We start from the raw sequence: 26,172 nt of genomic DNA, 5'->3' as shown, positions 1-26,172 counted from the left end.
TCCTTTTTAAAAACGTTCGTCTTATTATTTGTTTGGAGAAGAATCTTCGTTCAGTTCTGTATAGATGACTTCGATTCCTGCCCGTTTCAATAGTTCTATTCCATCTTCCAGGCGGTAATGTTCGGAGTAGACTACTCGTTTGATTCCTGCCTGTATGATTAATTTTGCACATTCGATGCAAGGTGAGGCGGTGACGTACATTGTAGCGCCGTCGCTGCTGTTGTTCGAGCGTGCTATCTTGGTGATAGCGTTTGCTTCCGCATGAAGGACATAGGGCTTTGTCAGGTTGTTCTCATCCTCGCATACGTTTTCGAAGCCCGAAGGAGTACCGTTGTATCCGTCGGAGATGATCATTTTGTCCTTTACAATCAAAGCTCCTACCTTACGACGCTGGCAATAAGAGTTTTCCGCCCATATGCTTGCCATACGTATGTAACGTTTGTCCAGTTCCAATTGTTTCTTTTCCGTGTCCATCTTGTTTCAGTTCTAATCTTAGTTTGGAGCGAATACCAGGCAGAGGTCTTCTTTATCAGTCTGATAATAAAGATACAGGTTCCGGCTGTCCGATCCTTTGTAAGAATTTGCTTTTCTCATCCCTTCCAGGATCTTTTCGGCGATACGGTCTTTGCTGTCGATAGGAGTTCCTTTTTCCACTTTCATTCCAAACTCCTGATTTTTACCGTTCGCACTCCAGGTTCCGTTGGTGTTGATTGCACCGCTGCCTGTGAATGTACCTTGTATTATATCGTCTTCTACACTGCCTGAAAAAACCAGCATGAAAGTTTTCTTTCCGTTTATATATTCCATGACGTTGCTTTCGTCTGCTATATCAGGAAAGTTATACCATCCATGACCGTTTGCTTTGGTGATATAAGTCAGTTTCCATGTCTTACCGGTGAAGATGCCGGCTACATCATCCGTATCATTACATCCGGAAAACATAGGGAGCAATAACAGCAATCCTAATACTTTAAGTATCAATCTCTTCTTCATGTCCAATTCTCTCTTTTTTTATTTTATTTCTTTATGCCGTTTCGGATCAGCAATGCGTCAATGGTAGGCTCCTGTCCGCGGAAACGCTTGTAAAGTACCATTGGATGTTCGGTTCCTCCTTTAGACAGGATGTTGTTGCGGAATGAGTCTGCCACTTCCCGGTTGAAGATACCTTTCTGTTTGAACAGTGAGAAAGCATCCGCATCCAGCACTTCTGCCCATTTGTAACTGTAATATCCGGCGGAATATCCTCCGGCGAAGATATGGGAGAATTGAGTGCTCATACACGCTTCCTGTACTATCGGTAATACCTGTGCCTTTTTCCAGGCTTCCTGTTCGTAGGCTTTTATATCGCCTTCGAAAGGAGTGTTGCGGGTGTACCATGCCATATCGAGCAGGCCGAAGCTTACTTGTCTGAGGCAGGCATAGGCTGCATTGAAGTTCGAAGCATCCACCAGTCTCTGTATCAGTTCGTCCGGAAGCACTTCTCCGGTTTCATAATGACGGGCAAAGGTATTGAGAAATTCTTTCTCGATGGCAAAGTTTTCCATGATTTGCGAAGGAAGTTCTACAAAGTCCCAATATACGTTTGTTCCGCTCAGACTCTGATAGGTTGAGTTGGCGAACATACCATGCAGGCTGTGTCCGAACTCATGCAGGAATGTCTCCACTTCGTTGAACGTCAGCAAAGCGGGTTTGCTTTCAGTCGGCTTGGTGAAGTTCATCACTACGGATATATGAGGCCGGCTGTCTTCGCCGGTTGCGGTATCTGTCCATTGCTCCTTATAACTGGTCATCCAAGCTCCGGCGCGTTTTCCGGGACGGGGATGGAAGTCGGTGTACAATACGGACAGAAACTTACCGTCCTTGTCGAATACTTCGTAGGCTTCAACATCTTTGTGGTAAACCGGTATTTCCGTATTTCTCCGGAATGTGATTCCGTAAAGTTTTTCTGCCAGTCCGAATACTCCTTTCTTTACCTGTTCCAGTTCAAAGTAAGGACGGAGCATTTCTTCGTTGATATTGAATTTCTTGTTTTTCAGTTTGTTGGAATAGTAACTCCAGTCCCAAGGCATGACAACAAAGTCGTTACCTTGCTCCTGACGCGCCAGTTCCTGCACTTCAAGGTATTCTTTCTGTGCGGTGGGAGTGTAGGCTTCCAGTAGCTGGTTGAGCAGTTTGTATACAGCGTCGCTGTTTTCAGCCATTCGCTTTTTGAGGGTATATTCCGCATAATCCTTGTATCCCAGCAGCTGGGCTATTTTCATGCGTGTGTTTACCAGCTTCTTTACAATTTCGATGTTGTTGAATTCGTTATCGTGTGTACATTTGGTATTATATGCTATGTAGAGCTTGCGGCGCAACTCGCGGTTGTCGGCATAAGTCATGAAAGGCACATAGCTTGGAGCGTGCAGGGTGAAAGCCCATCCTTCTTTATCTTCGCTTTTGGCTGTTTCGGCGGCGGCTTCTACTATGATGTCCGGTAGTCCGGCAATGTGGTCTTTATTCGTCAGAAGCATCTGATACCTGTTTGTCTCTTTCAGGTTGTTTTCGCTGAAGTCGAGTGTCAGTTTGCTCAGTTCATTGGTCAGCTGTCGGTATTGTTCGCGTGCTTCCCCTTCGAGGTTGGCACCGTGGCGCACAAAACTGTCGTATATATCGTCCAGCAGACGGGTCTGTTCCTGAGTCAGTTGCAAGGATTCTTTTTGGGCGTACACTTCTTTCACGCGGGCAAACAATTTCTCATTCAGTGTGATATTGTTGCTGTGCTCGCTGAGTAACGGCATGATTTTCTGAGCCAATGCCTGTAGGTCGTCATTGGTTTCAGCACTAAGCATATTGCCGAATACGGCAGTCACTCTGTCCAGCAGCCTTCCCGATTGTTCGTAGGCTTCTATTGTATTTGTAAAAGTCGCTTTCTCCGGATTTTGTATGATAGCATCAAGCTCCGCGTTCTGCTGTTTGATTCCTTCGAGGATGGCAGGCTCATAATGCTCTGTCTTGATCCGATCAAAGGGCACAGTACCATGCGGTGTCTGATACTGACCGAAGAAAGGATTCTGAGCGTTCAGTATATTGTTCATGGTGTAAACTAGTATCAATGTTATTAATAATCTCTTCATAATTCTCTTCATAGAAGTACAAAACTACTAAAATTGTAGGTTATACCACGGATAATACCTTGCTTTTTAACAATATATAAAATGAAGACAAAAAAACCGCTACGGTTTCCCGCAGCGGTTTCCTATATGTTTAGACTCCTAATTAAGCGTTAACTGATGCCATGTGAGCGATCAAGTCAAGAACTTTGTTAGAGTAACCGATTTCGTTGTCATACCAAGATACAACTTTCACGAAAGTATCAGTCAAAGCGATACCAGCTTTAGCATCGAAGATAGAAGTACGAGTGTCACCCAAGAAGTCAGAAGAAACTACTGCATCTTCAGTGTAACCCAGGATACCTTTCAATTCGCCTTCAGAAGCTTCTTTCATAGCAGCGCAGATTTCAGCGTAAGTAGCCGGTTTAGCCAAGTTAACAGTCAAGTCAACTACAGATACGTCCAAAGTAGGAACACGCATAGACATACCAGTCAGTTTACCGTTCAAAGCCGGGATTACTTTACCTACAGCCTTAGCAGCACCAGTAGAAGAAGGGATGATGTTGCCAGAAGCAGCACGGCCACCTCTCCAGTCTTTCATAGAAGGACCGTCAACTGTTTTCTGAGTAGCAGTTGTAGAGTGAACTGTAGTCATCAAACCGTCAAGGATACCGAACTTGTCGTTCAATACTTTAGCGATAGGAGCCAGACAGTTAGTAGTACAAGAAGCGTTAGAAACGAACTGAGTACCTTTCACGTATGTTTTTTCGTTTACACCGCAAACGAACATCGGAGTGTCATCTTTAGAAGGAGCTGACATTACAACATATTTTGCACCAGCTTCGATATGAGCCTGAGCTTTGTCTTTGCTCAAGAACAAACCTGTAGATTCAACAACGTATTCAGCACCTACAGCATCCCATTTCAAGTCAGCCGGGTTTCTTTCTGCAGTGATGCGGATAGCCTGACCGTTAACGATCAATTTGCTGTTTTCAACATCTGCTTCGATAGTACCGTCGAATTGACCGTGCATTGTGTCATACTTCAGCATGTAAGCCAAGTAGTCAACCGGGCAAAGGTCATTGATACCTACGATTTGAATATCGTTTCTTTTCATTGCAGCGCGGAAAACGAAACGTCCGATACGTCCGAATCCATTAATACCTACTTTAATCATTTTGTTTAAACTTTTAAGGGTTTTATAATATTTGTTCAAATATCTCTCAGCTTGCGCATTTGTTTTATTTTCAAATGCGGTGCAAAATTACGAAAATGTTTTTATATTCGCATATTAAATTCACATTAAATATTGAAAAAAGATGGGAAAGAGCACATTTTTACAGGACTTTAAGGCGTTTGCCATGAAAGGGAACGTCATAGACATGGCTGTCGGTGTAGTTATCGGCGGCGCGTTTGGAAAGATAGTATCGTCGTTGGTGGCGAATGTTATTATGCCTCCAATTGGCTTGCTGGTTGGTGGTGTGAACTTTACAGATCTGAAATGGGTAATGAAAGCGGCAGAAGTCGGAGCCGATGGTAAAGAGATTGCTCCTGCCGTATCTCTGGATTACGGACAATTTCTGCAGGCAACTTTTGACTTTCTGATTATAGCTTTTGCTATATTTTTATTTATACGTCTCATCACGAAGCTGACTACAAAGAAAGCGGCAGAGGCAGCTCCGGCTGCTCCTCCTGCACCGCCTGCTCCTACCAAGGAAGAAGTGTTGCTGACTGAGATTCGCGATCTGCTGAAAGAGAAGAAATAAGTATCCATAATTATTAAAGAGGAGGTTCTGTTTAGAACCTCCTCTTTATAATATATAAGCCTTCTCAAATTCGCTTTTTTCTTTCGGACTTTATCTTGCCCGATGATATATTTCTCTCATAAATGTCGATTTTCTTGTTTATTCTTCTATCTTTTTGCCTACTTTTTTCTACTTTTGCAAATCATTTATTCAAAATCCAACCATTGATATGCAGGAGAAAATAATAATTCTTGATTTCGGTTCGCAGACAACACAGCTGATTGGTCGTCGCGTACGCGAACTGGACACGTATTGCGAAATTGTTCCTTATAACAAGTTTCCTAAAGAAGATACAACAATTAAAGGAGTCATCCTTTCCGGAAGTCCTTTTTCGGTTTATGATAAAGATGCCTTCAAGGTAGATTTGAGTGAGATTCGTGGCAAATATCCTATTTTGGGTATCTGCTATGGTGCACAGTTTATGGCGTATACCAACAATGGAAAGGTAGAACCGGCTGGTACACGCGAATATGGGCGTGCGCATCTGACTTCTTTCTGCAAGGATAATGTGCTGTTCAAAGGAGTGCGTGAGAATACGCAGGTATGGATGAGTCATGGTGATACGATTACTGCTATCCCGGATAACTTCAAGAAGATTGCCTCGACAGATAAAGTAGATATCGCTGCTTATCAGGTGGAAGGTGAAAATGTGTGGGGAGTTCAGTTCCATCCGGAAGTATTCCATAGCGAAGACGGGACGCAGATATTGAAGAACTTCGTAGTCGATGTTTGTGGATGTAAGCAGGACTGGTCGCCGGCTTCTTTCATTGAGAGTACGGTTGCTGAGTTGAAAGCTCAGTTGGGTGATGACAAGGTTGTGTTGGGCTTGAGTGGTGGTGTCGATTCTTCGGTTGCTGCCGTATTGCTGAACAGAGCCATTGGCAAGAACCTGACTTGTATTTTCGTAGATCATGGAATGTTGCGTAAGAATGAGTTCAAAAATGTGATGAACGATTACGAATGTCTCGGTCTGAATGTGATTGGTGTGGATGCCAGCGAGAAGTTCTTTACAGAGCTTGCTGGTGTGACCGAACCGGAAGGTAAACGTAAGATTATAGGTAAGGGCTTTATCGATGTGTTCGATGTGGAGGCTCACAAAATAAAAGATGTGAAGTGGTTGGCTCAGGGTACTATCTACCCGGATTGCATTGAATCATTATCTATTACAGGTACGGTGATCAAGAGCCATCACAATGTAGGAGGTTTGCCCGAAAAGATGCATTTGAAATTGTGCGAACCGCTTCGTTTGTTATTTAAGGATGAAGTTCGCCGTGTAGGTCGTGAGTTGGGTATGCCGGAACATCTGATTACCCGTCATCCTTTCCCGGGACCGGGATTGGCTGTGCGTATCCTTGGTGACATCACCCGAGAAAAAGTGCGTATCCTGCAAGATGCTGATGATATTTACATTCAGGGATTACGTGATTGGGGATTGTATGATCAGGTATGGCAGGCAGGTGTTATCTTGCTCCCGGTACAGTCTGTAGGTGTTATGGGAGATGAACGTACTTACGAAAGAGCGGTAGCATTGCGTGCTGTGACTTCTACTGATGCCATGACTGCGGATTGGGCGCATTTGCCTTATGAATTCCTGGGCAAGATTTCGAATGATATTATTAATAAGGTGAAAGGTGTGAACCGTGTAACCTATGATATCAGTTCTAAACCACCTGCAACAATCGAGTGGGAATAAGATATTTCTTTGGTTTATATAAAATTCCAGTATCGAAAGTTACTGGAATTTTTTTATGTAATATATCATTTGCTCTTATTATAGTTTGATTCATCTAAACTTGCTGGTAAGAGGTGAAATCTTAATTATATATGGTAGAAATTAGGGCATACGTTTTGTTTTTTATGCATTTATTCCTTGGGGCTATCATTGTTTTGTTACTTAATATGTTTGAAAATGAATAGTTGTGCTTGATTGTCATTATTCGTATTTACACTTAACAGATTGGGATAAGTTGCTCTAGAACTTGGTAATTTTATACCAATAAGTGTGTTTTTTCCTGTTTTCATAGGCTTTTCAAAGGTTATTAAGTTTGTGTGCTACTTAAGACGGTGTAAAGTTATTAATAAAATTGGTAAACGCAATGTTTTTTTTATTTTAATTATCGACAAACGATACTTTTTTCGTTTTTCCATTCTACTGTTCGGGTCATAATTAGACAGATGTAATCTTTCGTATGTTTTATGTTATTGTATATCAATGTTTTGTATTTAATATACCAAGTTCTAGAGCGACTTATCCCAATCGGTCAATCACGACTGAATTTAAAAACTCTTATTTATGATAATGCAAAATTATAGACCTCCTCCGATGTAAAATTAAAATTTTATTATCGTTTCTTCAGCATAGCTCAGAACAGTGCTGAAGGAAGATTGAATTCATTAAAAATTTCAATACCCCCAAGAAAAACAAATGAATGATAACAGTCAAACACAACTATATATATTCCCAAGCTTACTAAATATTAAGATAAAGCATACACACCCAAAAACAAACGTATAAGAGTAAAAATGCACATCTTATTTCTACCACATTATAAATAATGTTAGATACAATAGTAAGTTTTCTACTTGTCTATATTAACCAAACTAATAATTAACCTTTAATCACAGAAAAACAATGCAAAAAAGAACTATTTTTTTGACATTCTTTGCCGCCGTATTCATTTATCTGACTTCATGTTCAGATAGTAAGAATATAGGAAGTGCAGTATTCAATCCGGATCAACCTATTGAAGTGACCGGATTTTATCCGGATTCCGGTGGAATTGCCACCCCTATGATCGTCGAAGGCAGAAACTTCGGATCAGACACTACCAATCTGAAAGTTTACTTCGAGGATGTAGACGGAATAAAGCATCCGGCAGGCTTAGTCAGCTCGAATGGAAACAAAATCTACTTGTATGTTCCTTCAGGACTGACGTACAAGAAAGAAATGAATCTTCTAGTTGCCCGAACGATGCCTGACGGGAAAGAATATGAAGGACAAGCTAGAAAACAATTTATCTACAAGACTCAGACAAGTGTAACTACCGTAATAGGTCAAGCTTCACCGGATGCCGACCAGCCTACTGTGGGAGGGGATATAGCTACTTCTACGTTGTCGGCACCCAACTACATTTGTCTGGATGATGAGGATAATATCTTTATCACCGAACGTCATGTTTGGCACGGAGGAGATAATTACCCATCCGTCACCTGTAAGAATGATAAAGGAGAGAACTCGAATGGAAATGTTGTCATGGCTTCTGTCAAGAGTAATTCAGTGCTTGTACTACAGTATGGTACGGCGGCCATACTGAATGCTCCTGCTTTCTCGGATATAGATAATACGATGTATGCTCCTGAAGATGGTGGTATGGGGTTCTATGCTTTGTCTAAAAGTGTAAGTTATGCACCTCGTCGTCTGACAGTGTTGCTGGATGATGCAACAAAGGATATCGCCGATAATAATTATAAGCACTGTTTCGTGGTGAACAAGCTCGACCATTACATTTATACGGTGATGGTAAGAGGCCAACTGGTCAGGATAAAACCGAATACCCGTACTTGTGAACTCCTGCTTAAGAAGGTAGGTACTTCCACCAGACCTGATGCCTGTGACTCATACTGTGCATTCAGCCCTGTCAAAGGACAGGAAAATATGCTTTACATCGCAATGGCTGAAGGTAATCAGATATGGAGAGTAGATGTCGGTAATCTGGAAGGTAAAGATAAAAATACCTATCCTGGTGAGGGTTATGCCGGAAAAGCTATAGTAGAAGGACAAGTTGCAGGAAAAGGATGGGAAGACGGTCTACTGAGAAATGCCAAGTTTAATAATCCCCACCAGATCTGTTTTACGGAAGACGGTAAGTTGTATATCGCTGATTGTGGTAACAATTGTATACGAGTGATTGATACAAGATTGTCAATAGACAAAGCTACCGTAAGTACCCCTATCGGACTTCCGGGAATGAAGGGCTATAAAGATGGTGGTCCGGACATCGCTATGTTCAATCATCCTTTCGGAGTTGCTGTCAGCGCCGATGGACAAATCGTGTATGTTGCTGATACCGGAAATAAAGTGATTCGTAAATTGTCTATAGAATAACCTTTTATAATACATATATGAAAAAAAATCTTTTATTGATTGTGCTGCTGATGATACTCATTCCATTGGCAGGTTACAGTCAGAACGAAACGAAGACACAGTTTACAGTGGCGGGCGTGATTGTGGATGCATCCGGTGAGCCATTGGTAGGTACGGCTGTTTATGTAAAGAATGAACCGGGAGTCGGCGTGGTAGCGGATTTGGACGGAAAATTCAAAATTAGAGTGACGAAAAATGCTACGTTGGTATTCCAGTCGGTCGGTATGAAGAATGTCGAGATGCTGATTACCAAAGATGAAGAGAAACTTAAGATTGTCATGAAAGAAGACGAGACTAAGATTGACGAAGTAGTGGTAACGGGTATGAGTTCGCAGAAAAAAGTCTCGGTAGTAGGTGCAATTACCACAATCGATGTCGCGCAATTGAAAACTCCCGCCACCTCTCTTAATAATATGATCGGAGGTCGAATGGCAGGTGTCATCACTATGCAGAGTTCGGGTGAACCGGGGAAAAATATCTCTAACTTTTGGATTCGTGGTATCAGTACTTTCGGAGCCGGTACCGGAGCATTGGTGCTGATCGATGGTATCGAAGGAAGGCTGGAGGATATTGATACCGATGACGTTGAATCATTCAGCATTCTGAAGGATGCTGCAGCGACGGCTGTCTATGGAACACGCGGGGCCAATGGTGTAGTATTGGTGACTACCAAACGCGGTACCAGCGGAAAACTGGAAGTGACCGGACGTGCTACCATGAAAATATCCCATATCAAACGTCTGCCCGAATATCTGGGAGCTTATGATTACGCGCTTCTTGCCAATGAAGCCAGAGCAATGTCGGGAGAAGATGATCTGTATACCCGTCTGGAACTAGACCTTATCAAAAATAAGTTGGATCCGGACCTCTACCCGGATGTAAACTGGATGGATGAAATCATGAAACATAATTCTATCCAACAGAATTACTATGTCAGTGCTAAAGGAGGAGGTGATGTTGCCAGATATTTTTTATCGATAGGTTATCAGGATGAAGGTGCTGCTTATCGTCAGGAAGAAAACCTGTTTAAGAAACCATTGAGCGTAAACAAGCTGAACTATCGTGCCAATATCGACATGAATCTGACCAAAACAACCCAGTTGTATTTCGGTGTGGACGGATATGTCAATTCCTATGTCAGCCCGGGCGGAATGAATACAGACGCAGTATGGTCTGCTGTCCAGCAGTTGACACCACTTCTGTTTCCGGTTACTTACTCCGATGGTACGTTACCCGTATATGGAGGACAGCGTACATTGGCTTCTCCCTACGTCATGCTGAATAATACCGGATATATGCAAAGTGAGGATAACCGAAACATGCTGACGCTTAAATTGACACAAGAATTCAAGGGATTCTTGAAAGGACTGACATTATCCGTACAAGGGATGACAGAGCATATCGGTTATTTCAGTGAGTACCGTTCTATCTGGCCGGATCTTTACCGTGCTACCGGGCGAACGGCACAGGGAGTTTTGATTAAATCACTGCGCTCTTCACAACAAAGTTTGGCATACGGAGATGCTGAACACGCTTACAGACAGTACTACCTGGAAGCAAAAGCTAATTGGAACCGGACATTCGGCGATCATACTTTCGGTGCGTTGCTCGAATACTATATGAAAGATGAGAAGGATTCTCAATGGGGAGCCATTGATGATTTGGGTATCAGCAGCATTCCCAAGCGTCATCAGAATCTCTCCGGACGTATCTCTTACGACTATAAAAACCGTTATTTTATTGACGCGAATTTTGGTTATACAGGTTCTGCCCAGTTTAAAAAAGGCGAACGATTCGGTTTCTTTCCTTCCATTGCTGTCGGATGGGTTCCTTCCTCTTATAACTGGTGGTCTGAGAAACTGCCTTGGTTCACATTTCTGAAATTTCGCGGTTCTTACGGTATTGTAGGAAACGACCAGATTGTTGCCGTCAACGATTATACAGGCGTAGGACGTTTCCCTTATATGACTATGATTGACAATCACGCCGGATCTGCCTGGGGATACCGCTATAATGGTATCACAGAAACCTATACTGGAGCCGACAACTTAAAATGGGAAGTAGCGAAGAAGGCAAATCTGGGTATCGACGCCAAGTTCTTTCATGACAAGCTGTCTTTTACTGTCGACATTTTCCGGGATACTCGTGATCATATCTTTCAGGATCGTGTGACGTTGCCTTCTTTTGTAGGTATGGTGACCTATCCGAAATCGAATGTAGGACGTATGCATAGTGTGGGATCGGACGGAAACATTGAGTTTTTCCACCAGATCAACAAGGATATGAATTTTACCATTCGTGCTAATTATACGTTCTCACAAAACGTCATTGACTATTTTGAAGAGAACAAATTACCTTATGATTATCTCAGTGTGACTGGCAAGCCTTTTAATATTTTGCGCGGATACATCTCCGAGGGGCTGTTCGCCAGTAAAGAGGAGATCAATACCAGTCCTGACCAAAGTGGATTCGGAACGATACGTCCCGGTGACATTAAATATCGTGATGTGAACGGAGACGGCATTATCAATGAAGACGACAAGGTGCCTTTGTCTTACTCCAACCAGTTGCCTAGAATGATGTATGGATTCGGCGGCGATTTTCAGTGGAAAGATTTGACCGTGAGTATCTTGTTCAAGGGTTCTGCGAAAGTGGATTACTATCGTGCAGGACTTGGCAATGACTACGGATGGATTCCGTTTTATAACGGAGACTTGGGAAATGTGATCAAACTAGCTAACAATCCCAAGAACAGATGGACCCCTGCATGGTATTCGGGAACTACTGCTACAGAGAATCCGAATGCGGAATTTCCACGGCTTTCTTATGGCAAAAACACGAACAACTCCCAGCTTTCTTCTTTTTGGAGACGGAACGGGTCTTTCCTGCGCCTTCAGGAAGTCAGTCTGAGATACAGCCTGAAACATCTGCCATGGATTAAATCGGTTGGATTGTCCTCCGTTGATCTGGAATTTGTTGCCAACAATCTGTTCACTATCGACAAAGTGAAATACTTTGATCCTGAACAGGCTTCGGCAAATGGTGCTGTCTATCCGATACCTGCTACTTATGCTTTCCAGGTATACTTAAGATTCTAATCACATAATATTGAAAATTCATGAAAAATCGAATTAAAATACTTTTGGGAGCGGTCATTGGCAGTTCTTTACTGTTCAGCTCCTGCAACTTTCTGGATGTAGACAGCTATTTCCAGGCTACATTCAAGGAAGATTCCATTTTCCATAGCATGAAGAATGCCGAAGGATATCTTTGGAATACCCCGACCCGTTTTCCAGATGCTGGTGCCATTTGGGGAAACTCATGGAATCCGGGAGAAACTGCTTCGGACGAGATAACCGTCAGATGGCAAACTAGCGAATTCTGGGGAGCGCAGTTCAGTATCGGTAAAATTAACAGCAGAAACCTGCCGCGGGATTTGTGGTATACTATGTATGTAGTAGTGACAAGATGCAACCGGATGTTGGAAAATGTCGGCAAAGTGCCCGATATGACGGAAGCTGACAGAAGACGCTATATCGGATATGTACACTTTATGCGCGGTTATGCCTACTACCATTTACTGATGAACTACGGTCCGCTGCTGATTGTGGGGGATGAAGTGCTGAGCACTTCCGAATCGGCGGAATACTATAACAGGGAACGGTCTACATACGACGAATCTGTGGATTATATATGCAATGAATTCAAACTTGCTACGCAAGGCATTTACGGACCGACCGAACAGAGTATCAGTTATTCTGATCGTCCTACGAAAGGAGCGGCTTTGGCACTGATAGCCCGTTTGCGCCTGTTCCAGGCTTCTCCGTTGTTTAATGGCGGTGATGCTGCCCGTCAATGTTTCAGCAACTGGCAACGTAAAAGCGACGGTGCCGATTACGTAAACCAGACTTACGATCCCGACCGCTGGGCGATAGCAGCCGCTGCTGCAAAACAGGTGATTGATATGGATTACTATTCGCTGTTTACGGTGATGCCGGACAACCAGCATCCATATCCATTGGCAGATAATGTTCCTACAGCTCCATTCCCCGATGGTGCAGGTGGTATTGATCCTTTCCACTCTTTTATTGATATGTTCAACGGTGAAGGTATTATATCCACTAACAAAGAGTTTATTTGGGCAATGTCATCCGTCAATGTGCGTGACTACACGAAGCACTCGTTCCCGGTAGGTTTCGGAGGCTGGGGCGGTATGTCCGTACCCCAGAGAGTGGTTGATTGCTTCCTGATGATGGACGGTAGAGACATACACAATGCATCGGCGGACTATCCGTATGTGGCGGATTTGAGCCAGACAATTGGCACTAATAAAGTATTGGGGAGCTACCAGTTGAGGGGAGATGTACCGAAGATGTATGACAATCGTTCTGCACGTTTTTATGCTTCCATCGGATTTCCCGGACGCCAGTGGACTATGAATTCAGCTTCTTCTGATGCAAGCTATATCAATCAGCAGTTCTGGTATTCGCACGATGATTCGAAAGCCGGACTGGCTGGTGCGGGGAGCAATGTCAACGATTATAATATCAGCGGTTATACTCCTGTCAAGTATATTCATCCGGATGATTCATGGGCTGGTGGAAAAGGGAATGTGAAAGGTTCATTCATAACCAGTCCCAAACCGTTTGCCATCATCCGTTATGCGGAAGTTTTGCTGGAATATGTGGAGGCACTGAACAACGTAACGGGTACAGTAACCGTTACCACCCCTGATATGACAGGTACGGATGTCGAAGTTACTGTCAGCCGTGATGTTCAGGAAATGGCTAAATACTTCAATATGATCCGCTATCGTGTCGGGTTGCCCGGTCCGGCTTTGAGTGATATGAACGACGCGAACAGATTTGAACAGATTATCCGTAACGAACGGCAAGTAGAACTCTTCAACGAAGGCTACCGCTATTTCGATACCCGCAGATGGGGTACTTTCCTCACAGATGATGCAAATATGTCCAATTGGCGGGGACTGGATGTACAAAAAGATCGTACCGATGTCAGTGGCAATCCGGGATTCTGGAATATTGTGACGATCGATCAGCAGAATATCCGTGACCGTGTTGCACTGCCCAAAATGGTATTTATGCCGATTCGCCATGATGAATTACTGAAAGTTCCCGCAATGGATCAGAATCCGGGATGGGACAGATAATGAAAAACAAGAATAACAGAAAGAAAATATGAAGAAGATAGTAACTATAATTCTTTGCTCTGCTTTGGTTGTAATAAGTGGTTGCGATAACTATGATTTCGCTCAGGAACAATTCCGCAAAGAAGTAAATTTGCTCAGTAATTCGAGCCTGGTGTACGATCGCCAGGTAGCCGAGTTGCAGCAGGGAGGAGATACCCTTTTCGTGGTGGCTTCATTAAGTGGTTCGCAGGCTTCCGATGAATCGTTTGCAGTAGCACTGCAAAACTCCGATACATTGTTGAGAGCTTACAACAAATCTAATTTCGATATCAATAAAGCACGCTTCGCGAAGTATTTGCCGGAAGAATGTTATGAGTTTCCGACTATGGAAATGACTATTCCTGCCGGCTCTTCCAAAGCGATGTTTCCGGTGTATCTGAAAAATCTGGATAAGATTTCACCCGACTCCATTTATTTTCTCGAATATAAGATTGATTCGCTGAAGACACCGGACTGTAATCCGAAGAAGCGACACGTGCTGCTTCGCATTCATAAGGAAAATTATTATGCATCCACACAAACGGCAACATATTACAATTATACGAGTAGTACCATTATCATTCCGAATACGGATGGAACCAGTGAAGTCCGTCGTCCGACGAATTCCAATCGTGTATTTCCTATTTCAGAGAATTCCGTACGTCTGATGGCAGGCGATGAAAGTTTCAGTGACTATACCACTGCACTGGATATCATCAATAAAGGAAGCATTATTCTGGAAATGGGAGAACAGTTACCCGAGAATCCGCTGGCAAAAGAGCTCACTATCCTGCCATATAAGGATATCGACGTAATGCAATTGACTCCCATCGGAGAGTATGACAATACGTATTTGCTGAATGTCATCCGGACACCCGACGGACGTGCCACTTATTATAAGGAGTTCCGTCTCCATTACAAATACCGTTTGCAGTCTACCGACCGATACAGGGAGGTAAATGCTAAACTGAGATACCAATTCAATCCAAGAGTAGAAAACTTGTAATGCATCTAATGATATGAAAAAAAATATACTAACTATCGGACTGGCAGGAGTCTTGGGGACATTTATCGCTCTTTCTTCCTGCGGTCCCGATTATGAAACAGAGTTCAATGTGCTGACTTTGACCGTCCCCAGCGAGAGTCAGGCGGCTGTCGTTTTTCCCCTTGCCGGCGGTGAACATGAGATAGAAGTGGAGACCAACGTGGCGCTCGATAACTGGACGGCAAGTTCGAATGCCGGCTGGTGCAAGCTACAAAAACAAGAAGGTAAAGTCACGGTATCTGCCGGCGAGAATGAGGATTATAAACAGCGCATAGCGGAAATCACGATAGCTTACGGTCATCAGAGCTATTCCATTAATGTCAAACAGTTCGGTCTGGAACCGGTGATAGAAGTGGAAGGATTGACGGCTGATGGAATGAAAGTAGTGGATTCTAAAGTGACTTCTCTGACTATTCCGGTAAGTACCAATCTGAATCTGGATGTTATTACCGTGCCGGATACCTGTGATTGGGTACGTTTTAACGAACCGGAGCAGCCGAAGGCAAAGAAATCACAGCAAGCGGAAAGAGCAGAGAACACAGTCAAGAAGAACCTGACATTTACTCTGAACCAGAATACCGATACCATTGTGCGATATTGTACAGTCACTCTGCAGTCATCACAAAACTATAATTGTGTCGGTACACTCATTATCAAGCAGCAGCCGAGAGGATATATTGTTGACATTGACGAATCAAAGAAGGAATATCAGGTGAAAGCTACCGGAGAAACGATCACGATTCCATTCAAAGTAAATGGGCCTGCAGATGCGTATACTTATGAAGTGGAGGCTTCTGCCCGCGAATGGATTACGCCTTTGCCTGCCACGAGAGGTATGCGCGATGCTTCCGAAAGTTTCATCATCCAGCCTAATACTATAGAGGAAGAACGAGTAGGACATATCACATTCAGAAGCACTGATCCGATAGAGCCTAATGAGTTCACTGTCACTGTTACGCAAGAGAAATTTGTTCCGGTTCCTCCTGAAGGCGTGAAAAATCCAACAGCTACTCCGGGAGCGGGATTTATTAAGTTGAAATGGGAAATGCCTGTAAATGTGAATTTTACAAAGATGAAAGTCATCTATCATGATCCTGTAACGAAAGAAGATAAAGAACTGGAAATTGCTGATAATACTACTACCTTATTCATTGTAGAAAACACATTCAAATGTGGCGGTGAATATGAGTTTACCATCAAAACATACGGTCCTACAGGTATGGAGACGGAACAGCCTGCAACTGTAAGAGGAACTTCCGAAGAGTCTGTTATCAAGGCACGCATTGCTCTTACAGTCGATATGTTCTCTGCCAATGCGACCGAACCGTCCGAAGGATCACTTGCAGCTTTGGTCGATGATAATATAAATACCTATTATCATACAATATGGAGCGGAACATCACCCAATAAGCAGCCTCATTATCTGCAAATCAATATGTCGGAATTGCCATTGCAGTCCTTGCGTTTTGAGTATGATGGCCGAAATAATGGTAATGGTGCCGGGGACGTAAAACGTGTAGGTATCTGGGGAAGCGACAATGGCAATACCTGGACGCTGATGGGCAAAGAAACTTATACATTACCCGGCAGCAGAGGACAACACGTTGAACCTAATGAAAATATAAAAGTTGGCAAACCATATAAGTACATTCGCTTTACCCCGGAAGCTCGTCGTGATGTCGATCCGATAGATCCAAGTGGAGGTAACGGTTGGTGGAACATGGCTGGTATCTATCTTTATAAGATAAATGATCACGATGAGGCTTGGGCCAGAAAAGAACTAGGCATCTGACAAACTAAGTGAAAGACTGGCGAGGAGTGAATAAGATTGAAATTTAGGCACATTTTCTTATAAAACTCCTTGCCAGTTCATTTTTTTTATTTATATTATCCGACTATTTAGAATCATATACATGAAAACAAAGAAACTGAGTATCATACTATCTGTTTTGCTGGTAATCTGCATAGCTATCGGTTGTCATTCACAGCAGAAACCGGACATTCGTCCTCATCCTGTAAATCTCAGTGCTGACAGTTTTTATCAAAAGGCGGTAGCTATTTTACAATCATCTTATGATGTCGATTCCACCCGGAAGTGCATCAGCCTTTTAGACCGGGCACTGTCGATTGATAGTCTTAATCCCGATTATTATGGTACCAAAGCTAAGTTGCTGGCTGAAATGGGTGAACTGGATTCTGCATTATGTATACAGCTACTTGCTATGGAGAAAAAAGCGATAACAGGAGAATATATGTTTCAGTTGGGATTGTTTCAGGCAGCCAGAGATATGAATGCTGAGGCACATCAAAGTTTTGAAAAAAGTATGGAAATTCTACAGGCAGTGCTCGAACAATATCCCGACAGTTTGGGTGCATTTATTCTTGAGGAATCAGCCAATGCACTTTATCTGGGAGCGGACAGCCTCTATATGAAAGATATCGATGCTATTCGCAAACGTTTTCCGGACAGACTCCTGGAAATAGAGATGATCCGCAGACTGAAGCCACACTCACTGGTGAAGCAAATCAAAAAGATTCAGATAGAGAATGAATATAATATTGATTTCGATCTGGATAGTCTGGTCTACGAAATGGAAAAACAACAAAAAATATAATACTATGTTATTGGATAAAATGAAACATACGTTATGTATCTCTCTTATTTTGCTGGTGGGAGTCACTGCTCTATATGCCTGCAAGAGTGATGATAAGGAGTTACAGGGAGAACCGGTACTGCAAGTCCAGAAATCCATCGGATTCAAGAAAGAGGGTGGGGAAGTAGCCGTACCTGTCAAATCGAACCGGGAGTGGAATGCATCGGTAACCGAGGGAAAAGAATGGCTGACGGCAAGGACAGCATCGGATACAGAACTGACGGTTTCGGCAACATCCAGTCCCGAAAAAGGAGTCAGAGAAGGAAATATTACTATCACCAATAATGCACTGACTGCTAAACTCAGAGTTGTGCAGACAGGCGGTGACCTGATCATTGAAGTGGCTGAAGAGAGCCGTGTCATTCAGGTGGCGGGGGCAGGAAAAGATCATCAGGAAGTCAACTTGCTTTCCAATACTGACTATGAAGTAGTTATTCCGGAGGAAGCCAAAGACTGGATTATCGAGAAAGAAGTATCTGATACAAGAGCCGATCTGGCATCCAGTACACGAATATTCTCCATAGCTTCCAATCCTCTGGCTACAGAAAGGAATGCTACGATCAAGTTTGTATCCAAAGAAAATACAAACATTTATGACCAGTCGGAAATCAAACAACAAAAGAAATCGAGTGATATTTCGGAGGTGAATCCGGAGAAAGATGTACAATTGAAAGTTACCGGCGGATACGACACTGACCATCAGCCGGGACAGGATATATCGAAGTCTTATGACGGTCAGTTCGGCGGAACCTGTTATCACTCCACATGGAGTCAAGCTGCTAAATTCCCCGTTACTCTTGAATATCAATTCGACCAGAATCAGCTTTCGCTAGACTATATCCTGTATCACAGCCGAAATGGTAACGGTAATTTCGGAGCATTCGAACTTTACATCAAGCCTCAAGGAAGTGCGGATTTTGTTCATATACAAGATTATGATTTTAAAGGAGCAGGAGGCAGTCACAGGATATTATTGAACGATCCGGTTGTACCCGCAGCTGTTAAATTTGTAGTTAAGAGTGGATTGAATGATTTCGTTAGTTGTGACGAGATGGAATTTTTCCATGCTATGGAAAATCCGCTTGATGAACAACTGACAACTGTATTCACCGACCTTTCATGCAGTGAACTCCGCCCGGACGCTTCCGACGAAGTCATCAACCGACTTCCGGCATTCTTCAATGTGCTGGCAAGGTCTTTGCAGGGCAATACTTATCCCGAAGCAGAAAAGAGATTCAGGATACAGTCTTATCAAGCATATAGCGTGCCCGAATATTGGGGAGATAAATTGAGAACCAATTACTACTCACCTCTCTGCAACCCTACCGGTATCATAACGAATGTGGGAGAAGAGATGGTCGTTTTGGTGGACGGTATTCCGCAAGGTGAATCCATTTCACTGAGATGTTGCTCTGATCTGGGACCTGACGGTGAGGAACGGTTTCTGAAAAATGGAATCAACAAGTTTTCTTTCTCACGTGCAGGAAATCTGTTTGTTATCTACCAGAAACTTGATCCCCGTGGCATGCCGGCAGTGAAAATACACTTTCCGCCTCAGTATGTGGAGACAGCGGAACACGCACGTGTAGGCTTCAATGTATGGGATCTGACAGTAGATAAAACCGATGACCAGTTCCGTGAATATATCCGGAAGGCAAAATCTGTTACTTTGGATGGGGCTGATAAATGTGTGTTTGTTCTGAAAGGCAGGAAGATTCTGTTTACAGCATTGAAAGACTTATTGCAAAATCAGGACAACTTCAAACAGTATGGGGTAGTAAGAGGAATGGAACGATGGGATAACCTGATAGACTGGGAACAGGAACTGGCTGCTATCGATACCTATTCAAAAACGGGAGAATTCAATTCATTGATGCATGTCACGACTTTCACTGACGGACTTTATGCTACCAATTATTACATTAATATGGCAGCCGGTGATGTAAGTACAAAAGACGGATGGGGCTTCAAAAATAATTTCGATCCGCGCGATATGGACAAGAATCAAGATAATGAATGGGGACCGGGACATGAACTCGGGCACATGCATCAGGGGGCTATCAATTGGCCTAGCACTACGGAATCAAGTAATAATCTCTTTTCTAATTATGTGGTATACAAGATAAATCAGTGGGGCTCACGTGGAAGTTCTATCGGAACATTGGCTGCTTACCGATATGCGCCTCCGACCCCTTGGAGCAGATTCATGCATCCGCGAGATCCGAACACGCTGGCATTTACTCCTCAGGATATGACAGCCGATGATGCCAACAAATACGGACTGTATCAGGGAGAAGCTTCCGAAATGCACATGCGCCTCAACCAACAATTGTGGACCTATTTCGAACGTATCGGTAAGAAACCGAACACCATCCGCAAGATATTTGAACAAGGACGTACTCCTGAATTCTGGTTACCTTTCAATGATCCGGGAGCAGCACAGCTGATGTATGCGCGCAACGTAGCAAAAGCTGCCAATATGGATATGACCGAATTCTTTGATGCTTGGGGATTCTTTATTCCGGTCAGTTTCAAGTTGTATGCTTACGGAAGCTTTTCATATACCGTAACACAGGATATGATTAATCAGACGCTGGCTTATATGAAAACATTCCCTACCAAGTGTCCGCCTATTGAATATATTGAAGACCGGAGATATCAGGCAGGAGCCGGAGGCAACCAAAAAGGTATATCCGAAGATGGGGGAGATGTAGGGTATTTCGAAACATTCCAGAACAATGTAAAAATCACTAAGACTGTAAGTTATTCTGTTTTCGGAAGAACGTACACAGTGACTAATGGCGAACAGGCGGTTGCTTTCGAATTAATCAAGGGTGGCAAAAAAGTATGGTTTGCCAATCGGTTTGTATTTACCGTACCTGCCGGAGCAGACATTGAAGGAGCGGAACTGTACGCTGTTCAGGCGGACGGGCAACGTATTAAAGCAAATAAATAGGGAAATTTACTGAATATCCCCAATCTTATACGGAATGAAGAGTAGCTTTTACTTTTGAGTAGAAGTTACTCTTTGTTCTAATGAAGATAATCCTCTAGCTTCCATCCTGTATCCGATGAATAGTTTGCTTTTACATACCGTCCTTGGAAAATAGAACCGTTTATCGTTTGTAACCATCCAAAACTCCAACGAGGCAACTTGCTGATCTGTTTTATTAATTGTTCGGTCAGAGCTTGATTCTCTTTATTCATGATCTCATTGGGTGATAATAAATATCCGGTCGTTTTCCCTTTTTTATTCGTCACCAACAAGATATCTACGCCAAATTTTGTGGTTGATGTTTTATGCTTTTTCAAATTATCATTAACGAACTCTTCTAATAAATCCAGTTTATATTGAAGATTACTATACCAGCAACCATCTGTACTGGCAATAGGCGAATACTTGATAGTAGGACGAGGACAGCGAGGACCTTCCATCGTTCCGTTTTTTGCAATATTTAGAAAGTTTTGTGATATAACCTGTCCCTTTTCTATGTCAAACTCAGCTACATTCTTCGTCACAATTTCTCCAAATAAGTCTTTGGGACACGATAAGGCTGTTATCTTCCCCGAATACCATATTGCAGGAATCCCTAAATCGTCTTTTCCATATTTTTCAGCCAACTTATTCTTATAGATCAATGCTTCATTCGACTTTCCTTCTTTTGATGAATATATTTTCTTTAAGTATAACATAGCCTTTTGTCCTGAAGAATATTCAAAACGCCATTCTGCACGAATATCTTTAGGTCTTGGTAAATCGGATGGTAATAGAGATTTTTCCATAAATACTCCTGCTTCGGGAGATTCTTCAATGTTATAAACAATATCATAATTCTTCAAAGCATCGATAGCTTTTTGCTCTTTATAGTTAGATATCATCTTTTTTACTGGAATATAATGTTGGGCATAAACGGTATAAGTATAACATAAGATACTTAGCAAAAGAAACTTTTTCATAACTTTATTTTTTATGACAGAGTCGTTTTAATGAAAATAATCATTAAATCTCCAGCCCGTATTTTGCGAATAGTCTGCTTTCAAATATCGTCCTTGAAAAATTGAACCATTTATTGTTTCCAACCATCCAAAACTCCAAGGAGGTAGCTGATTAATACGCTTTAGAAGATTATTAACCAATATTTTCTCTTCTTGTTTTTCTGTTTTTTGAGGGGCTAAAATATATCCTGATTCTTTACCTTGGTTATCGGTTACAATTAAAATAGATAACGCAAATGCTTTTATCGATGATTTTACAGCATCTTGGTTTACAAACTTTTCTAATGCCCCCAAATCATTATATCGCATACTATCATGCCAGCAACCATCTAACATCATTGCTTTCTGTGACTTTTTTTCTATGCTTCCTTTTTTTATAGGTACATTTTCTTGTGAGATAACAATACCCTTAGAAATAGTTAATACAGCTTTTTCTCTAGATACAATTTCTCCAAACATATTTAACGGGCATAATAAAACATCAATCTTTCCCGAATACCAGACAGCAGGAACTCCATTGCTGTTTTTTCCATATTTATCGGCTAATTCATCTATAAGACTAATTCCATTTTCGCCTTCGATCTGCATTAAAGTGAGGGTACGTCTTAAAGGATCGCTGGAAGAAGGGGTATACAATAAACTCCATTTTATTTTGTCATATTCTAAATTTATTTTTGGTTCTGAAAATGGAAAAAGATCTTTATTAACTACAACTGCGTCTACTTCAAAGCCATCTATGGATTGCATAGGTGTATTTTTTACTTCAGATTTACTAAAATTCAAAATCATGTTCGAGATTGGCAGGGTTTTAGTTTGACCCAATGTTGTGTTACTGATTATAAAACAATAGCACATAAACCATATAAAAGTCTGTTTCTGCTTCATGAGTATTAATTTAAAGTTGTGTGATTCTGTAAAGATAGAAATAAATTTCGCATCTTTGTAAAGAATATGAATCTTTTTTTATGTAAACATGACAATTTTCCTGAAAGTGTCAAATGGATGTAAAAGATTGTGGACCAGTATGTTTCGAAATGATAGCTAAATATTACGGCAAATGCTATTCAAACTGGTTAGTTGTCTTGTTTTTTGATAGAAAAGTGGGAGAATTGATTTGTTCCAATAAATAAAATGTTAATTTTGCAGTAGTTATAAAAAACTAGCGGTTATGAAGAATGTGGTAGAGAATAGTGATTGGGATGTATGAAAAATAGTTCGTTAATTTTGTTGTATAATAATGCAGAATATTTGCCTTTTCACTTATCTTCAGGTTTCGAATCAAAAGGATGGGAGGTTACTCTAGATAAAAGACTGCTTGGAAAGGCTGCTGTCGTTGTTTTCCACCTTCCTACGTTACTTGATGTATTATCGGAAGAATTAGAAAAAACTGAAGGACAGTTTTGGGTTGCTTGGAAACATTCGAGAGAACGAGAATGGAGATTCAACACTAAACCAGTATGGGGAAATATATTTGACTTGTATTTATCTTATTCTCCTCAGTGCTATTGGAAATGCGCTACAACTTTTGGTTCTCAGCTACGTCCGTACAAACTAATGTATCCTTTATTGGACGAGATAACGAATTGGTTTAGAAAAATAGATTTTATGATAATTGGAACTCAAAAGGGAGGAAGTACTGCTTTGCATGACTACCTTCATCATCATCCTTCTTGTTGGGGATCATTTTTTAAAGAGCCCGGTTTTTTTCTTTACCCAACTGAATATGCGAAAGGATTTCCATTTTTTATGGAATATATGTGGAAGGAATATCCTCCTTTCCGTTATTCTTTATCCGATAGTCTTTTGTTTGAATCTACTACTTGGTATTCTTATTGGCATGAGGTTCCTGAAAGACTTTTTGAATACAATCCTCATTTGAAATTTATTTTTCTTGTTAGAAATCCCATTGATAGAGCTTATTCGCAATATAACATGTTGATAAATTGGAGGAAAAGCCAGCTTTTACATGAATATGAACTTTTCTCTGATAAAGAACAATTGAATATTTTATTAAAGAAGCTACTTGATACTCAGAATTTTCCCTTTTCGTATTGGGTCAATCAGGAAATAGAAAAGATAAGAAATCAGGAGAATACGCCAATAGATTTTTTTCCTGATTTTCTACATCGTGGATTTTATTATGAACAATTAGAGCGTTATTATCAGTTTTTTCCTGTGGAGAATATTTTAGTTATTGAACATCGTGAATTAAAAAACAATCGCATATCTACACTCAGAAAGATTGAACAATTTCTAAATATTTCCTATGTGGATTGGAATACAATAAATTTAGATGATAAGTTTGTCTCACAATATAATGTAAAATTACCTAGTGATATTCGTAATAAGCTTAAAGCTTTTTTCAAGCCATATAATGAGAAATTTTATAAACTCATAAAGAGGAACTTTGATTGGTAATAATTTATAGTTTGAGTTAGTATTTTCTATTTTTGCGAATCTTATCTGTGTTTGACTTCAGAAATAATTTTTTGGTATGTTGGACTGCATATTACTTTGGGAGACAAACTCCATTCGTTTATTCGCTCTTGCAAAATGCTCTCTTATTTTACCCTGCTGTTCCATATTACTTTGAGTAACATCCGAGTACCCAAAGTCCCTTTGTTCTGAGATAAAAGGAAAGATAACCATTTTGTTTGTGGCTAGTTTGGATATAACTCCATCGGCTGTGTCAGTATCCTGAAATGAATAATCCAGCATCTTATCAAAAAAACGATTATAAACAACAATGAACTGCGTGCACCAAAACCAGTCTACTTTATAGCGATGATATCCTTCAGGAATCGCTTGTCCAAATCCTCCAATACCACCAGTAAGTACTTCCGCTCCTTGTATATAAGCTTCTGTAACTTCTTTGAACAGTAATTTGGGAGAATAATTTTCCGTGAAATAATGGTCGTCTTCGCAAATGACAATGATGTCATCTCCTTTCTCTTTTGCCATTTTTATGATTTTGATCATACTATTCCACAATCCTACTGCACCGATAGGATGAACCGATGCTTCTACCCAATTTAACTCGAATTCTTCCTTGTTGTCGAACTCCTTAATTATATGTTGCTTACGTTCCACTCTTTCTTTCATATTGATAACATAAACCGGTAGATAAAAATCCGGTTGATGCTCGGATGCGAGCTGTTCTATGATCTTATTACTTTTATCGAGCCATATATCCCAGTTTAAACGTTCTTCAAAATCCTTTCGTGCTGTTTTCATTAGTTCGAAATATGTTGTATGGTTATTAAATGTCTCTTCAATTTTATCTGCATATTCCAGCGAAGAAGCGTCGATGTTGAACAGAAATCCATTTTCTCCTTCTTTGATAACTTGTGATACACCTCCTACATTAGTACCTAACGATGGAATACCATAGGCGCATGCTTCGCAGAAAGCTATTCCAAAGCAATCAAAACGAGTGGGTAGAATCAGAAAATGCGATCGTGTCAGGATCTCATGAAATTTTAACCTGTCATTGGAGTTTGTTTTGTCAATAAAAGGGTATATTTCAATATTCGGATCATTTGGTAAGGACATTGGAGGTTCACTTCCTATAATAGTGAGCGTACATTGAAATCCCCTTCCTTTTAGATTATGATAAATTTCAAGTACTTTGTTTCCACCTTTCATATTCCAATTTCTTCCGATAAATAAGAGGTTACATGGTGCATTTATCGGCGATACGTTATCTGGAATCGGGATGTTTTCTATGATATTCGCTCCAAATTCAACCACTTCTATTTTCTTGGCATCAGCATTGTAATCCTGCATTGCGCTCTGTTTTGCCCATTCCGAACAATAAATAATTTTATCCGCCTTTTGTATAGCGAGTGATTCCAGTTGTTCGGCTAGTTTGGCAAGACTTTCGTCCTGCCAGCTCATGTATTGATTAAACAGATGAAATGTAGTATCTCCAATATAAATAAGTGGTACATCCGAAACGAGATATGCGGAAAAAAAATAATCTCGGCATATAATTACATCATAACATTCCTTTTTCAATAGGTCAGAAAACGATTTACCAAAAAGCAACGCATAATTTTCAGGAAAGAATGTTTCATTGTTTTTGAAATTGGCTTTGTGGAATTCCCAAACCTCAGCAAACACAGTTTCGCCTACCCATATCACCCTATGTTTCTTTTGAAGTGAAGTGTATAGAGAGTAAAGAGTACCTGACCAGTTATTTTGATCATTAGGGTTTAATGAAGATAAAAAAGCGATATTCATGATTGT

At 41.3% G+C, this 26,172-nt stretch carries 18 protein-coding genes; 11 read left to right on the top strand and 7 right to left on the bottom strand.

Going from position 1 to position 26,172, the window contains the following annotated elements:
- Positions 1-24: 24 nt before the first annotated feature.
- The 4 genes from HMPREF2794_RS12990 to gap form a co-directional block, all read right to left on the bottom strand.
- Complete coding sequence (locus tag HMPREF2794_RS12990) at positions 25-474, bottom strand: dCMP deaminase family protein (RefSeq protein ID WP_010536863.1); 450 nt, start codon at positions 472-474, stop codon at positions 25-27.
- Positions 475-492: 18 nt separating this feature from the next.
- On the bottom strand, positions 493-993 hold the full coding sequence (locus HMPREF2794_RS12985; protein WP_010536864.1) for a DUF4847 family protein: 501 nt from the start codon (positions 991-993) through the stop codon (positions 493-495).
- Between the two features lie 23 nt (positions 994-1,016).
- On the bottom strand, positions 1,017-3,077 hold the full coding sequence (locus HMPREF2794_RS12980) for a M3 family metallopeptidase (protein ID WP_070751652.1): 2,061 nt from the start codon (positions 3,075-3,077) through the stop codon (positions 1,017-1,019).
- A gap of 181 nt (positions 3,078-3,258) precedes the next feature.
- A complete protein-coding gene (gene gap / locus HMPREF2794_RS12975; RefSeq protein WP_008759940.1) occupies positions 3,259-4,269 on the bottom strand; it encodes a type I glyceraldehyde-3-phosphate dehydrogenase in 1,011 nt (336 codons plus the stop codon).
- A gap of 142 nt (positions 4,270-4,411) precedes the next feature.
- On the opposite strand from gap, the gene mscL reads away from it, so the two are divergent.
- The 9 genes from mscL to HMPREF2794_RS12930 all read left to right on the top strand — a co-directional run bounded on the left by mscL (position 4,412) and on the right by HMPREF2794_RS12930 (position 20,884).
- Positions 4,412-4,858, top strand: a complete 447-nt coding sequence (gene mscL, locus HMPREF2794_RS12970) for a large-conductance mechanosensitive channel protein MscL (RefSeq protein ID WP_010536866.1) — start codon at positions 4,412-4,414, stop codon at positions 4,856-4,858.
- Positions 4,859-5,066: 208 nt separating this feature from the next.
- Positions 5,067-6,590, top strand: a complete 1,524-nt coding sequence (gene guaA, locus HMPREF2794_RS12965) for a glutamine-hydrolyzing GMP synthase (RefSeq protein ID WP_010536867.1) — start codon at positions 5,067-5,069, stop codon at positions 6,588-6,590.
- Between the two features lie 939 nt (positions 6,591-7,529).
- Positions 7,530-9,002 carry a hypothetical protein gene (locus HMPREF2794_RS12960; RefSeq protein WP_010536868.1) on the top strand — a complete coding sequence of 491 codons (1,473 nt, stop codon included), beginning with the start codon at positions 7,530-7,532 and terminating at the stop codon, positions 9,000-9,002.
- Positions 9,003-9,019: 17 nt separating this feature from the next.
- Entirely contained in the window at positions 9,020-12,139 is a 3,120-nt protein-coding gene (locus tag HMPREF2794_RS12955; RefSeq protein ID WP_010536869.1) for a SusC/RagA family TonB-linked outer membrane protein, read from the top strand.
- A gap of 20 nt (positions 12,140-12,159) precedes the next feature.
- Positions 12,160-14,211, top strand: coding sequence for a RagB/SusD family nutrient uptake outer membrane protein (locus HMPREF2794_RS12950; protein WP_070751651.1), 2,052 nt, complete (start codon positions 12,160-12,162; stop codon positions 14,209-14,211).
- 28 nt (positions 14,212-14,239) lie between these two features.
- On the top strand, positions 14,240-15,235 hold the full coding sequence (locus HMPREF2794_RS12945) for a BT_3044 domain-containing protein (RefSeq protein WP_010536871.1): 996 nt from the start codon (positions 14,240-14,242) through the stop codon (positions 15,233-15,235).
- Between the two features lie 13 nt (positions 15,236-15,248).
- Entirely contained in the window at positions 15,249-17,066 is a 1,818-nt protein-coding gene (locus tag HMPREF2794_RS12940) for a BACON domain-containing protein (RefSeq protein WP_070751650.1), read from the top strand.
- A gap of 121 nt (positions 17,067-17,187) precedes the next feature.
- A complete protein-coding gene (locus tag HMPREF2794_RS12935; RefSeq protein ID WP_010536873.1) occupies positions 17,188-17,889 on the top strand; it encodes a tetratricopeptide repeat protein in 702 nt (233 codons plus the stop codon).
- Positions 17,890-17,893: 4 nt separating this feature from the next.
- A complete protein-coding gene (locus HMPREF2794_RS12930; protein ID WP_070751649.1) occupies positions 17,894-20,884 on the top strand; it encodes a M60 family metallopeptidase in 2,991 nt (996 codons plus the stop codon).
- A gap of 77 nt (positions 20,885-20,961) precedes the next feature.
- On the opposite strand, the gene HMPREF2794_RS12925 is transcribed toward HMPREF2794_RS12930, so the two are convergent.
- Positions 20,962-21,885: a DUF5030 domain-containing protein gene (locus HMPREF2794_RS12925; RefSeq protein ID WP_010536875.1), complete on the bottom strand. Its 924-nt coding sequence runs from the start codon at positions 21,883-21,885 to the stop codon at positions 20,962-20,964.
- A gap of 27 nt (positions 21,886-21,912) precedes the next feature.
- A complete protein-coding gene (locus tag HMPREF2794_RS12920; protein WP_157998587.1) occupies positions 21,913-22,671 on the bottom strand; it encodes a DUF5030 domain-containing protein in 759 nt (252 codons plus the stop codon).
- A gap of 251 nt (positions 22,672-22,922) precedes the next feature.
- On the opposite strand from HMPREF2794_RS12920, the gene HMPREF2794_RS29925 reads away from it, so the two are divergent.
- The gene (locus HMPREF2794_RS29925) at positions 22,923-23,054 is read left to right on the top strand and encodes a hypothetical protein (RefSeq protein WP_109115922.1); all 132 of its coding nucleotides are present in this window, start codon (positions 22,923-22,925) and stop codon (positions 23,052-23,054) included.
- Between the two features lie 73 nt (positions 23,055-23,127).
- Entirely contained in the window at positions 23,128-24,342 is a 1,215-nt protein-coding gene (locus tag HMPREF2794_RS12915; protein ID WP_070751648.1) for a sulfotransferase family protein, read from the top strand.
- A gap of 57 nt (positions 24,343-24,399) precedes the next feature.
- On the opposite strand, the gene HMPREF2794_RS12910 is transcribed toward HMPREF2794_RS12915, so the two are convergent.
- Positions 24,400-26,166 carry a glycosyltransferase gene (locus HMPREF2794_RS12910; protein ID WP_055270332.1) on the bottom strand — a complete coding sequence of 589 codons (1,767 nt, stop codon included), beginning with the start codon at positions 26,164-26,166 and terminating at the stop codon, positions 24,400-24,402.
- Between the last annotated feature and the right edge of the window lie 6 nt (positions 26,167-26,172).

It is taken from the genome of Bacteroides sp. HMSC067B03 (assembly GCF_001811315.1).
In the GTDB taxonomy this organism is placed as follows: Bacteria; Bacteroidota; Bacteroidia; order Bacteroidales; family Bacteroidaceae; genus Bacteroides; species Bacteroides faecis.
Note: the sequence above shows the minus strand (reverse complement) of the source record. Positions and strands in the feature narration are given on the sequence as shown.

Coding starts and splice junctions, on each gene's coding strand:
- HMPREF2794_RS12910 (WP_055270332.1), bottom strand. CDS start 26,166: ATGAATATCGCTTTTTTATCTTCATTAAACCCTAATGATCAAAATAAC.
- HMPREF2794_RS12920 (WP_157998587.1), bottom strand. CDS start 22,671: ATGCAATCCATAGATGGCTTTGAAGTAGACGCAGTTGTAGTTAATAAA.
- HMPREF2794_RS12935 (WP_010536873.1), top strand. CDS start 17,188: ATGAAAACAAAGAAACTGAGTATCATACTATCTGTTTTGCTGGTAATC.
- HMPREF2794_RS12925 (WP_010536875.1), bottom strand. CDS start 21,885: ATGAAAAAGTTTCTTTTGCTAAGTATCTTATGTTATACTTATACCGTT.
- HMPREF2794_RS12945 (WP_010536871.1), top strand. CDS start 14,240: ATGAAGAAGATAGTAACTATAATTCTTTGCTCTGCTTTGGTTGTAATA.
- HMPREF2794_RS12990 (WP_010536863.1), bottom strand. CDS start 474: ATGGACACGGAAAAGAAACAATTGGAACTGGACAAACGTTACATACGT.
- HMPREF2794_RS12985 (WP_010536864.1), bottom strand. CDS start 993: ATGAAGAAGAGATTGATACTTAAAGTATTAGGATTGCTGTTATTGCTC.
- HMPREF2794_RS12940 (WP_070751650.1), top strand. CDS start 15,249: ATGAAAAAAAATATACTAACTATCGGACTGGCAGGAGTCTTGGGGACA.
- HMPREF2794_RS12915 (WP_070751648.1), top strand. CDS start 23,128: ATGAAAAATAGTTCGTTAATTTTGTTGTATAATAATGCAGAATATTTG.
- HMPREF2794_RS12950 (WP_070751651.1), top strand. CDS start 12,160: ATGAAAAATCGAATTAAAATACTTTTGGGAGCGGTCATTGGCAGTTCT.
- HMPREF2794_RS12980 (WP_070751652.1), bottom strand. CDS start 3,077: ATGAACAATATACTGAACGCTCAGAATCCTTTCTTCGGTCAGTATCAG.
- gap (WP_008759940.1), bottom strand. CDS start 4,269: ATGATTAAAGTAGGTATTAATGGATTCGGACGTATCGGACGTTTCGTT.
- HMPREF2794_RS12930 (WP_070751649.1), top strand. CDS start 17,894: ATGTTATTGGATAAAATGAAACATACGTTATGTATCTCTCTTATTTTG.
- HMPREF2794_RS12955 (WP_010536869.1), top strand. CDS start 9,020: ATGAAAAAAAATCTTTTATTGATTGTGCTGCTGATGATACTCATTCCA.
- guaA (WP_010536867.1), top strand. CDS start 5,067: ATGCAGGAGAAAATAATAATTCTTGATTTCGGTTCGCAGACAACACAG.
- HMPREF2794_RS12960 (WP_010536868.1), top strand. CDS start 7,530: ATGCAAAAAAGAACTATTTTTTTGACATTCTTTGCCGCCGTATTCATT.
- HMPREF2794_RS29925 (WP_109115922.1), top strand. CDS start 22,923: ATGGATGTAAAAGATTGTGGACCAGTATGTTTCGAAATGATAGCTAAA.
- mscL (WP_010536866.1), top strand. CDS start 4,412: ATGGGAAAGAGCACATTTTTACAGGACTTTAAGGCGTTTGCCATGAAA.